Source organism: Neobacillus sp. DHD-1R (assembly GCF_057747995.1).
Genome location: NZ_CM173232.1, coordinates 3,182,060 through 3,197,600 on the forward strand (window position 1 = coordinate 3,182,060; position 15,541 = coordinate 3,197,600).

A 15,541-nucleotide genomic window follows, 5' to 3' on the forward strand; every position below is an offset into this window, starting at 1 on the left:
TAAATTGCATAAAGAATCAGTTAATAAATCATTAGAAATATTACATAGAATTGAAGATACGGTTAATTAGTGTTAAGAAATGGAAAAACGGCTCTTTTTTTCCATGAATGCTTGTATGATAAGACTGTAATAAAAAATGCAAGCAATCAAGGAGGAGTAAAAATGAAATCTTATAAAAAATGGTTTTTTGCTTTGATGTCAGCATTAATGTTACTTGGAGCAGCAACTGCATGCTCAAATACTACGTCGGAAAATGAAGATACTAAAACTGAACAAACTGATGATGGTTCCCAAACTGACGATGGTTCCCAAACTGACGATACTTCTAGTGAATCCGGTCAATAAAACAATTGCATGAGTGCACATAAAAAAACAAGACGGCTCAAGGTTCGTCTTGTTTTTATGTGCGGTGGAAATGGTTTAATCTTGTTCTTATACTTCGAAATTATACGTCTTGAGACCAATTATTCCCCATCAACTACTTCTTTCAAAATTTCATACGAACGTTTTTGTTTTTCAGGGTCATATATATAGGACACAGCCATTATTTCATTTACGTTATATTTTTCTTGATAACTCGTCAATTGTTCACGAATTGTTTCTTTGCTTCCTAAAAATGTTACTCTCGACATGGAACCAGCCATTTCTTTTTCCCCTGACCTCCAAATCTCATCTAGGTTTTCTACAGGTGGCTGTAACTTATTTTGTGAGCCACGAACCACATTGAGGAAAAATTGCTCCATCGTTGTAGACAACCATTTCGCTTCCTCGTCGGTTTCCGCTGCAATGACATTTAAACACACTATCATATAAGGTTTATCCAAGTATTCCGAGGGCTGAAAGCGGCTTCGATATATCGAAATTGCTTCTTCCATATATCTTGGTGCAAAGTGGGCGGCAAATACATACGGCAGACCCAACTGTGCGGCTAAATAAGCAGAATCTGTTGATGAACCGAGAATATAAATCGGAATTTTCGTGTCCACACCAGGATAAGCTTTTACATAACTTTGCTGCTCTAGAGGTCCAAAATAAGTAAGCAAGGACTGTACATCATTTGGAAAAGTATAAACAGAATCATTTTTCGAGCGTCTTAAGGCACTGGCAGTCATCATATCGGTTCCCGGAGCGCGACCAAGACCTAAGTCAACACGGTCTGGGTAAATTGTTGCCATGGTTCCAAATTGTTCGGCCACCACAAGCGGAGAATGGTTTGGCAGCATGATACCGCCAGACCCAACCCGAATGTGATTGGTGTGTTCTAATGTATGGTTAATTAAAATGGACGTCGCAGAACTGACAAGTGTGGACGTATTATGATGCTCAGCGATCCAATATCTTTGATAGCCCATTTTTTCAACTGCTTGCGCAAGCTCTACCATTGAATCAATAGCTTGTTTTGGACCCTGGCCCTCACGAATGGGGGCTAGATTTAAGACAGAAACAGGTATATGAATAGTTGCCATTTATCATTTTCCTTTCATTAATTAGATATACTATTATAGTAACAATGTGTATATAAGAAACAAATTTTAATGCTCAACAAGTCTCTTTCTTCTATATCATGGCACAAATGAATTAAACATGTGGCCACACAAAGGTTTATGAAATAAAAGAAAAACAATAGAAAAGACTGCCGGTTTGACAGTCCTTCACCATATTAAGTATATAAATTTTTTCAATTAACTTTTTTATTCGACTCCTGAATCGGAACGTGTTGAGGTCGCTCCGGATAGATGGCCTTACCTGATTCAGGACCAGTAAGATTGTTTCTTTGATCTAGAACTTTTCCTGTGTACTCGATTGGATTTTTTTCTGGCATTTGTTTTTTCACCTCCAAATATGTTAGATCTAGCAGCCTTGACTTTACCATTTCAGCTAGCTTTTCTTCCCTTGAAATTTCATTTTATACTCTGCTTCACTCATATTTGGGTTATTAGGGGCAGGACTTTTACTCAACGCTTTCTTCAATTCCATACTGGTATCCTTGGCTGTATTGTACTTTTGCTCCATCCAACATGCCTCCTTTTTGTTATTTAGTATGGACTGAATCTAAGTGTTCATTCTTTTCTAATTCGTACCTATAATAAAGAAGAGTAGCAGTCTGAGGAAAATTGTGCAGTCCAATGTTTAAAATTCGGAAATTAGGAGCATTTTTAAAAATGAGGAATAATTTAAAGGATGAAGGAAGGATAACCGAATTTATATTTTTTTACTATTAGATAAGTAAGCCATATGAATGGTAAAAACAGGTGAAATTGTCTAGATATTATTTTCAGCAATTATTTGTTATAATAAAGTGTCTTTAACATTATTGAGGGGGAACTATATTTTTATGTCAGTTGAAGTAGGCAGTAAAGTACAAGGTAAAGTAACAGGTATCACTAATTTTGGAGCATTCGTTGAATTACCCGGCGGCACAACAGGTCTTGTGCATATTAGTGAGGTAGCGGATAGCTATGTAAAAGATGTTAATGATCATCTAAAAATAGGTGATGTAATTGAAGTTAAAGTAATTAGTGAGAAAGACGGAAAAACTGCCTTATCCATCAAAAAAGCAATCGATAAACCTGAAGGACAAACTTCTTCCTATTCACAACGCCCACCAAGGCAGGGAAGAACTGATAGCCGTTCTAAAGACTTCCGTTCAAAAGGTAATTTCAAACCAAAGGAAAGTTTTGAAGATAAAATGGCTAAGTTCTTAAAGTCAAGCGAAGAGAACTTATCTAGCCTCAAACGGAGCACAGAAACCAAACGTGGCGGCCGAGGCGGAAGACGCGGGTAATCCCATTCGCGTAATTGACTAAATCTATATAGATAAAAGGGCAAGCTCGTCTAACGGGCTTGCCTAAAAAATTGGTGTCTGACACCATTATCCGTAATATAAAAGACGTATTAGGAGAATAAGTGGCAAAAAAGCGACTCGTTCTTCTTTTTATTTTTTTGATTTCTCTCATATCACAAAATGAAAAAAAGAAGCAGCCATTGCTCCTCTCTGTTAATACCTTGTTAAAAGTTTCATAATCTCTTTTTTTCGGTTTTTATCTTCTATCCTAGTTAAATCTAAGGCAACTTCATGACCCTTATGTTTGGATCTTAAAATCTCCCTCAATGCCTGTTTAACACTGTCTTCATTATCCCTCACCACAATTACATTTCTAAGCATCGGTTCCCCTCCTGATTTAAAAAGTAATCAGTAAATTCATTATAACTGTATCTCATTTATCTGGCTATTATTCCTTTATCATTCATTATCCTGGGAGCTATGGTACCCTCACTATAAAAAAAGAAAAAATGATTACATAAATAATAATCATTTTTTCTAAAAGATATGATGGATATTCAAATTCATTAAGGATGGAATTAAAACCGTACCCCAGATTAATGTAATTAACGCAGCAAAAATCATCGCTAGTGATGAAAAAGTGGCTTCCTGTTTTCCATATTCCAGTGCTTTGTTTGTCCCTACACCGTGAGCCCCCATTCCAAGAGCAAGACCTTTGGCAATTGGAGTTTTAATAGATAACCATTTCATCACTGATGGGCCCACTATGCCTCCTACCACTCCTGTAATAATGACAAAAACTGTTGTTAACGTGGGCAGACCGCCGATTTCTTTCGATACCTCAATTGCTATTGGAGTGGTAATCGATCTAGGCAGGATAGAAATAATGTAGTCATATTTTAAGTGCAGGATTTTCGATAAACCAAAGGTTGAAAAAATCGCCACAAGCGTACCAGAGGTAATACTAATGATAATGGTACCTAAGTATTTTTTTATCATCCCAAGGTTCTTATAGATTGGTATAGCAAAGGCAACTGTCGCTGGTCCAAGTAGGTGTGTCAGCCATTTGGTGTCGATTAGATATTGATCAGCAGAAACATTTGTTCCTGAGATGAGTAAAATTAATAGTATGGGTGCAAGCAACAATGGATGAAGCAGTGGATTACTCCATTTTGCATAGGCCATTTTTGAAAAACGGTACATGAAAAATGTTACGATTGTAAATAGAATCATCATCAATGCTGCTCACTCCTCTTCAAACTCATTATTTTATCCGCTATTAAGGCCGTCATGCCCATGACAATAATGGTACTGAGTCCAATCAACACGACAATTTCGGCTCCCTGTATGCTAAGTATTTCATCATAATTTACAATACCAACTGCTGAAGGTATGAAAAAAAGCAACAATTCCGCTAACAGCCAATTTGCCCCTTTTTCCACCCACTCCAGCTTGATAATTTTTAAGCAAAGAGCTAGAAATAAAAGGAACAATCCGAACATTGAAGCGGGAATAGGAAGTGGTAAGATCTCCTTTAAACCAGCTCCTAAAAATAAAAACACATGTAAAAATATTACTTGTAAAATGATTACTCCAAATTTCATCGTAAAGGACCCTCTCTAAATGAGGATGTCTCAAAAGGTTTTCTAACCCTTAATTTCAGGACATCCTCGTTTTAAGATTAACTATAGAGTAATCCTACGCTCATTTTTGTTATTCGTAAAATACATATTCAGAATGATTTTCATAACTAAAAGTTATAATGGATCTTTTAGAATGAAATCAATAAAAGTTCTCCCGGCATTGGAAATATAGCGGTCTTTCTTTGTTAGAACGGCCAGTCGCCACAAGATATCTTGCTTCAAATTGATAACCTTAATATCAGTGTTAAAAACCCGATTACAGATGGAATGTGGTAGAATCGTGACCCCTAAATTTGCAGCGACCATTTCCGCCATGAGATCCCATTGTGAGCTCTTAAATAAGATTTTAGGTTCAAAACCTGCTGCGATAAAATGGTTTTTCATGATTTGGTTCAAAGCAAATTCTTCATGGTAAAAAATAAACTCTTCATCCTTTAATTCCACGACATCCACGACTTGTTGTGAGGCTAATCGATGATTCTTATGGACCAACAGCTTCATTTCCTCTTTCACGATCGGGTAAATGTTAAATTGTTGCTCATCAAGAGGCATAACTGCAACTCCAAGTTCGAATTCCCCTTCCTCCACACTTTTGACGACTCTCGCACCGCCATATTCTGTTATATTCAGCTCAATATTAGGATAAGCGTGATGAAATTTAGCCATTACCCTTGGAAAAAATAAACTGCCGATAAAAGGGGGAAGTCCTATGTTGATCTGGCCCATTGTCAAATTGGTTATGTCATTTAAGGTCGTTTTCATTTCATCCAGCACGACATTCATCTTTTGTGCATAATCCAAGACAACCTTCCCTGCATCTGTTAAGTCGCTTGTTTTATTGGTCCTAATAATCAAGATCATACCTAATTCTTCCTCTAGAGCCCTAATCGATTTGCTTAAAGCTGGCTGGGATAGATGCATGTTCTCAGCTGCTTTTGTTATACTTTTATGTTTAGCGACTTCCATAAATAATTTTAATTGTCTTAATTCCAATCCAAACACCTCAATTTAATGGAGTACAGAATACAAAAGATTATATCGTATAAATCCTTCCATTTCCTCTAGTAATCAAGTGGGGATATTTTTTTAATTTTAATTATTAAGGTATTATTAGTTTACATAATATAATTATAATCAACTAATGAATGTCAAAATGTATATATGTTTGCCTAAAAGGAATCAAAAAGCCCTTGTCAATTTATTGTTTTGATAAGGGCTTCATAATGACTTCGTATTTATTTGAGCTCAAGTAAAATATTATTAAGTTCTTCCAAATGTTTAATTTCATAGGTGGGAATGACTTCATTTCTCTCTTTGTTATGGCGGTTAATCCAAACCGTTTTTATTCCGGCACGATTTGCTCCAAGAATGTCTGTCATCAGATTATCCCCAACCATAATCACTTCATCTTTCTGTAGTGAATTTAGGGATAATGAATGTTCAAAAATAGAAGGATCTGGCTTTCCCTTTCCAAAATCACCTGAGATTACAATATGATCAAAATACGGAACCAATTCCGGTGTAATCTCTAATTTTGTTTTTTGTAGTTCTGGAGAGCCATTTGTCAACAGAAGGAGTTGATAAGAACCTTTTAACTTATCAAGTATTTTAAAGGTTTCTTCATATACAAATGGTAACTTTCTACGTTCCTGGGGAAATCGTTCCGCCAATTCATACCCAAAATCCGGGTCATCTACGCCCATATTTCTTAATCCTGATGTCCATGCATTCTTTCGATAGTTTGGAACGGTTTCTTTCATTTTTTTAAAGTCACCATGAGTTTCATCTGTAAAATTACCCCATAACCCCTCAAATGGATTAATCCCAATCATTTGTGTAAAGGGATAAAATTCATAGGTAGAGTAAATATTTCTAGCCGCTTCGCGGACTGCATCTTCAAGTCTATCAGCATTGATTCCATACCGTTCTTCCGCTACTCTACACGTAGCTGCAAAAGCTTCCTTTACACTCTTTTGATCCCAAAGCAGTGTATCGTCTAAATCAAAAAAAATAGCTTTTATCATATTGAGCATCCCCTATTATTATGTATTTTTTATAGTTTACCATTTTAATTCTTGAAAACAAATTATTTTATGAATTATGGGAATAATATAAAAAGTGTATGAACGGCAGATTTCACACACTTTTTATGTCTTCAACTCGCTTTCATTTGAACTACGACAGGACTGATATTACATTATTTTTTACTGAATAATCATGAAAAGCTGGATCAACTGTTTCATTATTACCAACCACCATTAAATGCTTGCTTGGATTTTTTGAAACAATAATGACACCACTCTTGATCCACGAATGGCTCCCCACGACTGCATTCTCTATCCATACGTTTTCTTCCACAATTGTCTGGGGAAGAATGACTGCATTTTTCAGCCTAGCTCCCCTCCCTACTTTGACTCCACTAAATACAACTGAATTTTCAATAGTACCGTAAATTTCACAACCTTCGCTCACAATACTTTGATGCATCTTTGCCTTTTCATCAAAATATAATGGCGGTTCATGCTGTTCTGCGGTATGAATCTGCCAATCTGGATCTTGTAGAAAAATATTTTTCTCACTGTATAATAGATCTAGATTTGCTTCCCAATAACTATGGACAGTGCCAACATCCTTCCAATACTTATCAAAATAATGCGCATAAAGCTGTAATTGATCTCTCATCATTGAAGGAATAATATCCTTACCAAAATCCCTATTAGTAAGTTCATTTTGTTCTTCTTTAATCAAGTATTCTTTAAGAATTTGCCATTTAAAAATATAGATACCCATTGAAGCAAGGTTAGAGGTCGGGGATTTAGGTTTTTCTTCAAAATCAATTATTTTAAATGATGTTCGATCAATTTTAATGAGACCAAAACGACTCGCATCTTCCCATGGAACCTCTACGACTGCAATCGTACAATCCGCCTTTGTTTCAATATGCTGTTCAAGCATCAATGAATAATCCATTTTATAAATTTGGTCGGCCGATAGAATAAGGACATACTCAGGGTTATATTGGTCAACAAATTCAATGTTTTGAAATACAGCATGAGAGGTTCCTTCATACCATTCTATTCCCGAATCACTCCGCTGATAGGGCGGAAGAATGGTTAGTCCACCATAACGATTGTAATCGTTCCAGTAACTGCAAAGGCCCAAATGCGCATGCAACATATATGGCCTATATTGCGTTAAAATACCCACCGTTTCAATTCCCGAATTTTTACAATTACTTAATGCGAAATCAATAATCCGGTATTTTCCTCCGAATGGCACAGCCGGCTTAACCAATGTTTTAGTAAGCAGGTTTAATCTTGTTCCCTTCCCGCCAGCCAGCAACAAAGCAATCCATTTTTCCTTTTTCATCATCTTCCTCCTCTTAAAAATTTTTTTCAACCTGTTCGTTCAAACCTATTTTGAATAGAACTCTTATACTCTTATTATCACCGATTTTTTCCATTTTTTCGGTTTACCTGTTACAGCTTTGTGAATATGTCCTGCCTTTTCATCGACAGAAAAATTAACTACACAGTAGAATTGACTGATATTGTCGGATATTAAACTGCTGCTTATTTTAATAAAAAAACCTACACTTTAACGATTAAAATCTTTGTGTAAGGCAGGTTCATGACTATTTGACAATCATTTTTATACATGTTATATTTATCTCGAATTAAAGATATTGTAATTAAATGTTTTTTTATATTAAATCATCTATCCATCACAATCTCTAAAGAGTGTATCAGTCTAGATAAGGAATAATAGAAATAGACTGAAATAAATAATTTGAGGAGAATTACTAATGACTTCATTAAAGGGAATCCATCATGTAACAGCTATTACGAGTAGTGCCGAGAAAAATTACGAGTTTTTTACTTATGTATTAGGGATGCGGTTAGTTAAGAAGACAGTCAATCAAGATGATATTCAAACATACCACTTATTTTTTGCTGACGATAGTGGTAGTCCAGGTACCGATATGACGTTTTTTGACTTTCATGGCATTCCAAAAGGAGTTCATGGAACAAACGAGATTTCGAAAACTTCTTTTCGAGTTCCAAATGATGCTGCAATAGAATATTGGGTTAACCGGTTTAACCGATTAAAAATAAAACATACAGGCATTAAAGTGCAGTTTGGTAAAAAGACCCTGTCATTTGTTGATTTTGATGACCAACAATATCAATTGATTTCCGATGAAAACAATTATGGAGTTGTTGCAGGCACACCGTGGCAGAAAGGACCTATTCCATTAGAATATGCCATCACTGGGTTAGGCCCGATCTTTGTTCGTGTTTCAAACATTGATTATTTTAAAGCATTGATGGAAAAAGTCCTCATGTTTAAGGAAATTGGCCACGAAGGATCCTTTCATTTGTTTGAAGTAGGGGAAGGAGGTAATGGTGCGCAGGTAGTTGTTGAATATAATGCGATCCTACCACCCGCACAACAAGGTTTTGGGACAGTACACCATGCTGCATTCCGTGTAGAAGATCGGTCTGTATTGGAAGAATGGATTAGCCGGATGGAAGGTTTCGGTTTCCAAACATCTGGTTTTGTGGATCGCTTCTTTTTCGGTTCTCTTTATGTTGGCGTTGCTCCGCAAATTTTATTTGAATTTGCTACAGATGGACCAGGATTTATGGGTGATGAACCATATGAAACCCTTGGGGAAAAATTATCATTACCCCCATTTTTAGAACCAAAACGTGAACAAATTGAACAATATGTACGTCCTATTGATACGGTTAGAAGCACGAAAGAATTCATAAAAGAATAGTCGCAACGACGCTTCAACTTTAAATATCTAAAAAAGGCAATGATTTTTTTAAAAATTATTGCCTTTTTATTTACCAACTTTTAATTTACTTTCTTCGGTCCACTCCAATACATTTCTCGCAAACGATATTTTTGCAGTTTCCCAGTAGCTGTTTTAGGCAATGCTTCAACGAACTCCACCGCTTTTGGGGCTTTAAAATGTGCCATATTTTCTCGGCAGAAATAAATAATCTCCTCTTCCGTCACCTTTGCCCCCGGTTGCAGCACAATAATCGCCTTCGGTACCTCACCCCATTTTTCATTTGGAATAGCAATAACTGCGGTTTCTAAAACAGCTGCATGCTTATACAACACACCTTCTACTTCAGTTGAAGAAATATTTTCTCCCCCAGAAATAATTAAATCCTTTGCACGATCCTGAATTTCAATAAAGCCATCCGGATGTGTGACGGCCAAATCACCAGTGTGGAACCAGCCATCTCGAATGGCAGCCGCCGTTGTTTGTGGATCCTTATAATATCCCGCCATCACAACATTGCCGTGCGTCACGATTTCGCCCAATTCTCTCCCATTCCAAGCCACTTCTGCACCGTCTTGGTGAACTACCTTTGTTTCCCCATTAAAAGCGAGTTCAATCCCTTGTCTAGCTTTAATAGCTGCTTGCTCATCTGAAGATTTCTCATCAAATTCCTTTTTCCATTCACAGTACAGAATGAATGGTGAAGTTTCTGTCAAACCATAAACATGAATCATATTTAATCCAAGAATTTCTTGTGCTTTTTGGATCAGAGCAGCTGCGGGAGGAGCACCGGCAGTCGCCATACGCGGATGTGTTTTGATGTCTATTTCCTTTGCTTTTGGATCATTCACCAGCATATTCACTACTGTGGGTGCTCCACAAAGTAATGAAATCTGTTTACTTTCAAACAACTCAAGGATTAGCGGTGGATCAACCTTTCGCAAACACACATGCGTACCTCCAGCAGCTGTTATTGCCCAAACACCCCCCCACCCATTTGCATGGAACATCGGCAGGGTATGCAGATAGACATCATCATGTTTTACATTCAAATGATATAAAAAATTGGCTGCATTTAAGTAATTTCCCCGATGGGTCAACATGACACCTTTTGGATTTGATGTTGTTCCACTAGTATAATTTAATGTAAGGAGCTGATTCTCATCTATGTTCACTTTTGGTAAATGCCTATCTTTTGGTGCATGCAAAAGGAAATCCTCATAATCCACCCCTGTTAAGACGGTTTCCTGACCAGGTACTGACACGATAATGATTTGTTCCAAATCAAGATGGTCCTCGATTTCTTCAATCGGTGTGGTAAATTCCTCATCCACAATTAACATTTTTGCATCACTATGCTTGATAATGAATTCTAAGTCACCTGCAGATAATCGGTAATTCAACGGCACCATGACAGCACCAAGTTGACATATTCCATAAAAGCACTCCAACATATAATGCGTATTTGGCAGCATTACTGCGACATGATCACCTTCTCCTATTCCTGCATGGTGTAAAGCAGCAGATAGTTGGTCAATACGTTGTCCAAACTCTTGATATGTAAATTCCTTCTCACCATCAATTACAGCAGTTTTTTGTGAATAATACTTCACCGCTCTCCGTTTCCAGTCAAGGGGTGTTAGTGGAGAAAACATTCGAATCAACTCCTAATTTTTTATTTGGAATTTCATATAATGAATTCACCACTGATTTGAATATTCCTTCAAATTAACTTACTATTTAAAAAATAAAAATATGAATATCTTTTCCCCCTTCTGAATAATGTTTTACGATGGGAAAGGAGAATGATTATTATGGTTGGTGCCGATGTAACCAAAAAAATAGACAGTATCACTCATCCAAAAGTACGGAACATTGTCCGAGTTTGTGTGGAGCGTGGATGTAGGTTCAAACCACATCCAAGTAATCCTAAATTAATAAACTTGTTTGATCCTGTTCAGAGAAAAAATATTATTGGAGACATTAACCTTTTAAGTGATAGAGGTTATTTTACATTGGAAGTAGAGAATGGTCGATTTAAGTCCTTTAGAAATGAAATTATCGGGCTGGATATTAATCATCCTGATTTTGAAGAAATGGTGCTTAAACGAGTGAAAAATTTATCCTTTTAAAGCAGCTAACTAATTTTAAGATTATTATTATTCCATCTTTTCTGTTGATCACTTTTTTTTACTATTCATAATTGGAATAAAGGAGAATTTCCTCTCCTTTATTTCATTAATATGGGTCGGACTCAATTTTCCGGGTTTTAATGTAACAACTTTTATCCAATTTTTGGACAAAAATCTTCTCTAACAAAAAACAGTAATCTTATTTTCTTTAATGATTTACCGTCTTGCTCTGCCAGAAAGGAAAATCTTTTTTATAATTAAGCAATTACCCTATACCAATAGTCCAGCTTCTACGTAAATTAGTAAGAGAATAGGAGACAAGCAGCGAAACTTGCTGATTACCAGAATTCTGTCCTCTTTTTCGATATTAATTTATAAGAGGTGAAAAAATGAAACACTTTTCTTCAGATGAAATTCAAAGGGCAGCAGAGGATGTTATAAAAACTGGGCATGGGAAGCACATGTTTAATGACCCTGGAACAAAAAAGAGAACACTTCACAAAAAGCCTGGTAGACGAAAGCACCCAAAAGGTCGAAGGACTTCCCAAAAAAGAACTTCATTAAGAAAACAAAATACACGAGGCAGAAACACTTCGAGAAACCGCCAAACTTCTGTCATGGTGACTTCAAGACGCAACACTTCCCGAAATCGTCCTACTTCTGTCATGGTGACTTCTCGTCGCAATACTTCCCAAAATCGTTCTACTTCTGTTATGGTGACTTCTCGTCGCAACACTTCCCGAAATCGCCCTACTTCTGTTATGGTGACTTCTCGTCGCAATACTTCCCGAAATCGTCCTACTTCTGTTATGGTGACTTCTCGTCGCAATACTTCCCGAAATCGCCCTATTTTCGTTATGGTGACTTCTCGTCGCAATACTTCCCGAAATCGCCCTACTTCCGTTATGGTAACTTCTCGTCGCAATACTTCCCGAAATCGCCCTACTTCCGTTATGGTAACTTCTCGTCGCAATACTTCCCGAAATCGCCCTACTTCCGTTATGGTGACTTCTCGTCGCAATACTTCCCGAAATCGCCCTACTTCCGTTATGGTGACTTCTCGTCGCAATACTTCCCGAAATCGCCCTACTTCCGTTATGGTGACTTCTCGTCGCAATACTTCAAGACGTATTACTTCAAGACGTATTACTTCAAGACGCAATACTTCAAGACGTATTACTTCAAGACGCAATACTTCAAGACGCAATACTTCAAGACGCAATACTTCAAGACGCAATACTTCAAGACGCAATACTTCAAGACGCAATACTTCAAGACGCAATACTTCAAGACGCAATACTTCAAGACGCAATACTTCAAGACGCAATACTTCAAGACGTAATACTTCAAGACGCAATACTTCAAGACGCAATACTTCAAGACGCAATACTTCAAGACGCAATACTTCAAGAAGAAGGTACTCGGGACATAATGGAGTACGCGGTTGCAACAATGGACAAGATAATTTTGGCTGGAGTGCAACACCATACGATAATTTTAAAGTGAAAGGATATACTTTGGAAAGAAACCTTTGGAGACCTAATCGGTGATAATTCTCTCGAAAAAATAACTTTAAAATTCAAAAGATGCCCTTGGCATCTTTTTTTATTCTGATTAGACTATACTATTCCAACGAAGGAAGTTTTCTTTGCAAGTACTTACTTCTTTCTTTTATATAAGTTGAAATCACGTCAAATTCTTTATCAAAGTCATCAATATTTCCCCTAATATAGGGATCCTTTAACACATATGGTCGAATTATATGGAGGAGTTTTTCTACCTTCGGCATCATATATTCAATCGTAAATTGATGTTTCATTATTTGTTGCAATAAATAACGATATTGTTTTCTAATTTGATCGATGTCTAACATCCTTGCAGTTAATGTATTAAAACCATCAATTGGGACATAATTTGCTTCCATTATTTTTCCGTTTACATCTCTTCCCCAAGTTGCATCATAATCCCACGGTATGACTTCAAATAATCCGGTATCTCCATTACGATAGACTGCATAATTATGAACGAATCCATCATAATTTGATGTAAAAATAATCCCAGCAATCCAACGGAGGTATTTATCGACATCGATATATCTAGAAATTTCCTTTTCAAAATTACTCCGAGGGATCGTATTAATTTTAAAAATAAGTTCCTCTAAATAGTAGTCTTCTGTAACATCTCCATACTTTCTTTCATAGCCCAGCTCTAACGACTTTTTTGTTTCTTTGTCTAAATCACTCATAAGTGAGAAATTTGCATCCCCATCGACTGCATAAAAAATGCTTCCGGTTGAACGGTTCCTTCTACTTAAAAAATTCTCATCTACCGATTCGATTTCCAAATAAACCCCTTCCGCTTTACCGTTTTGAGTTAAAAAAATATGGCTAGACTTTGGTGATAATATGCCAATTTCTGAAAAGAAATCAAAGGACAGTTTATTCCGTATAAGAGAGGGATCCTTATATTCCGCATTGAGATGTACTAGTTTAGAGCCTTTAAAGATGGATGGTTTATAAAAGGCTATTTGATAGGATTTTTTTACAAAGTCACGAATATGGGAGCCGCGATAGCTTAAATCAATATCAAGTCGTCTACCTTCAATCGTTAATTGAGCAGGAATCGGATCATCAATCCAAATGTCTCTTTTGAGTTCCCTAAGGTCCTTGGGGTTAATAAAAAGCTTATATTGCGGAATCTGTATAACCTCGTCCATTTTTATTCCTCCTTCTTTTATTCGTATGAATAAAAACGGATAGCGGTCACACTACATTAGCAATTTTTCTCTTCATAGGCTTTTGTCCCAAACAAGGACAACCTTATAAACGTAAATTATTAAAAGAAGAGTGAGTTTCAATGAACAAATTTTGGTATTCGTACTCCCTTTTCTAGATGTAAAGGAGGTGCAAAATATGAGTGAATTTTCATCAGAGGATATTCAAAGGGCAGCAGATGAAGTAAGCCGAGGTGGTTTTGGGGACTTTATGTTCCGAGATCCAGGTCGCAATCGCGGCACGTCACGGAGAAGAACAACAAGAAAAAGGATGACATCCCGGAGAAACACGTCTCGACGGCAAACTTCCAGAAATCGCAACACAACACGAAGAAATACTTCAAGACGTGTAACTTCAAGACGCGTAACTTCAAGACGTGTAACTTCAAGACGTGTAACTTCAAGACGTGTAACTTCCAGACGAAAGCATAAAAGATGTAGCAATTGTTCTGGATGGCGAAACTCAGTCAATGGAAATACGCAAACGAAATATTGCTGGGAAAACGGAAATATGTGGGAATTATGGATTAGAAGACGCAAGTAATTGTCCTATTATAAATAAAAATGGGAAAAGATCCAAATAGACCTTTTCCCATTTATTATTTTATTAAGGCCTAACATTCTATTTCTCTGGAATGATACAGCTGCCATCCTCACAGCTTACATTATTTTCTGTGGAGAGATCCTGCAGAATAGGAGCCGGAGATTCTTCCTCCCAAACTTTTTGTAAGGCACCTTTGAACGTTTCAATTGGCTGTGCACCTGAGATAGCATATTTTGAATTAATTATAAAATATGGCACCCCGCCAATTCCATATTGTTGAGCAATTCCCTCGTCTTCACGAACTTCATAAGCATACGCGGTTTTATCATTAAGTACATCTATCACTTCTTGGCGGTTCAAACCAGATGCTTCCGCAAGGTCTGCTAACGTATCAAAGTCTCCGATGTTCTTCGAATCAGTAAAATAGGCATGCAAAAGCTTCTCGGATAATACAGGTTCCTTCCCTTGTATCTTTGCAAATTTTGCCAATCGGTGCGCATCAAACGTATTCGTAGGTTTCATTTCATCGAAATTAAATGTTAACCCAACGGTCGCAGCTTGTTGACCAACACCTTGGTTTGCCTGTTTAGCCTGTTCAATACTCATCCCATATTTTTTAGCTAACATCTCGTGAATATTTTCACCGCTATTTTTCGGAGAAGTTGGATCAAGCTCAAAACTTTTAAATTCAACCTCTACCTGATCTTTATGTGGAAAATGATTTAACGCCTCTTCTAACCGGCGTTTCCCAATATAACAAAACGGACATACATAATCTGACCAAACTTCAATTTTCATGTCAACACCTCTTTTTTCTTTAGTTAAGTAATATAGTAACATACAGCGTTTAAAAACTAATCCTA

Annotated in this window: 18 protein-coding genes and 1 pseudogene; 7 read left to right on the plus strand and 12 right to left on the minus strand. The window is 36.8% G+C overall.

The genetic code is table 11. The features are described 5' to 3' along the window. Positions 1-162: 162 nt before the first annotated feature. Positions 163-345 (plus strand): hypothetical protein, encoded by a 183-nt coding sequence (locus tag AC3ANL_RS15390; protein WP_488325315.1) that lies wholly within the window; start codon positions 163-165, stop codon positions 343-345. Positions 346-464: 119 nt separating this feature from the next. On the opposite strand, the gene AC3ANL_RS15395 is transcribed toward AC3ANL_RS15390, so the two are convergent. The 3 genes from AC3ANL_RS15395 to AC3ANL_RS15405 form a co-directional block, all read right to left on the minus strand. Further along, entirely contained in the window at positions 465-1,466 is a 1,002-nt protein-coding gene (locus tag AC3ANL_RS15395; protein ID WP_488325316.1) for an LLM class flavin-dependent oxidoreductase, read from the minus strand. Between the two features lie 212 nt (positions 1,467-1,678). Continuing rightward, positions 1,679-1,822 (minus strand): hypothetical protein, encoded by a 144-nt coding sequence (locus tag AC3ANL_RS15400; RefSeq protein WP_488325317.1) that lies wholly within the window; start codon positions 1,820-1,822, stop codon positions 1,679-1,681. A 56-nt stretch (positions 1,823-1,878) separates the two neighbouring features. Then, positions 1,879-2,013 (minus strand): hypothetical protein, encoded by a 135-nt coding sequence (locus AC3ANL_RS15405; RefSeq protein ID WP_488325318.1) that lies wholly within the window; start codon positions 2,011-2,013, stop codon positions 1,879-1,881. 322 nt (positions 2,014-2,335) lie between these two features. On the opposite strand from AC3ANL_RS15405, the gene AC3ANL_RS15410 reads away from it, so the two are divergent. After that, entirely contained in the window at positions 2,336-2,785 is a 450-nt protein-coding gene (locus AC3ANL_RS15410; protein ID WP_488325319.1) for a S1 domain-containing RNA-binding protein, read from the plus strand. 213 nt (positions 2,786-2,998) lie between these two features. On the opposite strand, the gene AC3ANL_RS15415 is transcribed toward AC3ANL_RS15410, so the two are convergent. The 6 genes from AC3ANL_RS15415 to AC3ANL_RS15440 all read right to left on the minus strand — a co-directional run bounded on the left by AC3ANL_RS15415 (position 2,999) and on the right by AC3ANL_RS15440 (position 7,797). Next, positions 2,999-3,166, minus strand: coding sequence for a hypothetical protein (locus AC3ANL_RS15415; RefSeq protein WP_488325320.1), 168 nt, complete (start codon positions 3,164-3,166; stop codon positions 2,999-3,001). Positions 3,167-3,322: 156 nt separating this feature from the next. Then, complete coding sequence (locus AC3ANL_RS15420; protein ID WP_488329737.1) at positions 3,323-4,021, minus strand: LrgB family protein; 699 nt, start codon at positions 4,019-4,021, stop codon at positions 3,323-3,325. Then, positions 4,021-4,389 carry a CidA/LrgA family protein gene (locus AC3ANL_RS15425; protein WP_488325321.1) on the minus strand — a complete coding sequence of 123 codons (369 nt, stop codon included), beginning with the start codon at positions 4,387-4,389 and terminating at the stop codon, positions 4,021-4,023. Before AC3ANL_RS15425 ends, AC3ANL_RS15420 begins: the two co-directional genes overlap by 1 nt. Positions 4,390-4,542: 153 nt before the next feature. Further along, positions 4,543-5,421: a LysR family transcriptional regulator gene (locus tag AC3ANL_RS15430; protein ID WP_488325322.1), complete on the minus strand. Its 879-nt coding sequence runs from the start codon at positions 5,419-5,421 to the stop codon at positions 4,543-4,545. A 242-nt stretch (positions 5,422-5,663) separates the two neighbouring features. Then, positions 5,664-6,452, minus strand: coding sequence for an HAD family hydrolase (locus tag AC3ANL_RS15435; protein ID WP_488325323.1), 789 nt, complete (start codon positions 6,450-6,452; stop codon positions 5,664-5,666). A 151-nt stretch (positions 6,453-6,603) separates the two neighbouring features. Then, positions 6,604-7,797 (minus strand): glucose-1-phosphate adenylyltransferase, encoded by a 1,194-nt coding sequence (locus AC3ANL_RS15440; protein ID WP_488329738.1) that lies wholly within the window; start codon positions 7,795-7,797, stop codon positions 6,604-6,606. A 436-nt stretch (positions 7,798-8,233) separates the two neighbouring features. Here AC3ANL_RS15440 and AC3ANL_RS15445 point away from each other — a divergent pair, with 436 nt between their 5' ends. Further along, positions 8,234-9,211 (plus strand): ring-cleaving dioxygenase, encoded by a 978-nt coding sequence (locus tag AC3ANL_RS15445; RefSeq protein ID WP_488325324.1) that lies wholly within the window; start codon positions 8,234-8,236, stop codon positions 9,209-9,211. Between the two features lie 80 nt (positions 9,212-9,291). Here AC3ANL_RS15445 and AC3ANL_RS15450 read toward each other — a convergent pair whose 3' ends face one another. Further along, entirely contained in the window at positions 9,292-10,884 is a 1,593-nt protein-coding gene (locus tag AC3ANL_RS15450; RefSeq protein ID WP_488325325.1) for a long-chain-fatty-acid--CoA ligase, read from the minus strand. A gap of 150 nt (positions 10,885-11,034) precedes the next feature. On the opposite strand from AC3ANL_RS15450, the gene AC3ANL_RS15455 reads away from it, so the two are divergent. From AC3ANL_RS15455 to AC3ANL_RS15465, 3 genes and pseudogenes are all read left to right on the plus strand, one after another. Beyond that, the gene (locus tag AC3ANL_RS15455; RefSeq protein WP_488325326.1) at positions 11,035-11,361 is read left to right on the plus strand and encodes a hypothetical protein; all 327 of its coding nucleotides are present in this window, start codon (positions 11,035-11,037) and stop codon (positions 11,359-11,361) included. A gap of 389 nt (positions 11,362-11,750) precedes the next feature. Further along, positions 11,751-11,801: pseudogene (locus AC3ANL_RS15460) on the plus strand (hypothetical protein); the annotation flags it as partial. A gap of 721 nt (positions 11,802-12,522) precedes the next feature. Next, a complete protein-coding gene (locus tag AC3ANL_RS15465; RefSeq protein WP_488329739.1) occupies positions 12,523-12,867 on the plus strand; it encodes a pentapeptide repeat-containing protein in 345 nt (114 codons plus the stop codon). Positions 12,868-12,985: 118 nt separating this feature from the next. Here the strand turns inward: AC3ANL_RS15465 and AC3ANL_RS15470 are convergent, their stop codons facing one another. Beyond that, positions 12,986-14,077, minus strand: coding sequence for a CotH kinase family protein (locus AC3ANL_RS15470; RefSeq protein ID WP_488325327.1), 1,092 nt, complete (start codon positions 14,075-14,077; stop codon positions 12,986-12,988). 196 nt (positions 14,078-14,273) lie between these two features. Here AC3ANL_RS15470 and AC3ANL_RS15475 point away from each other — a divergent pair, with 196 nt between their 5' ends. After that, entirely contained in the window at positions 14,274-14,678 is a 405-nt protein-coding gene (locus AC3ANL_RS15475) for a CotG/ExsB N-terminal domain-containing protein (RefSeq protein WP_488325328.1), read from the plus strand. A gap of 78 nt (positions 14,679-14,756) precedes the next feature. On the opposite strand, the gene AC3ANL_RS15480 is transcribed toward AC3ANL_RS15475, so the two are convergent. Continuing rightward, complete coding sequence (locus AC3ANL_RS15480) at positions 14,757-15,476, minus strand: DsbA family oxidoreductase (protein ID WP_488325329.1); 720 nt, start codon at positions 15,474-15,476, stop codon at positions 14,757-14,759. Positions 15,477-15,541: the final 65 nt, after the last annotated feature.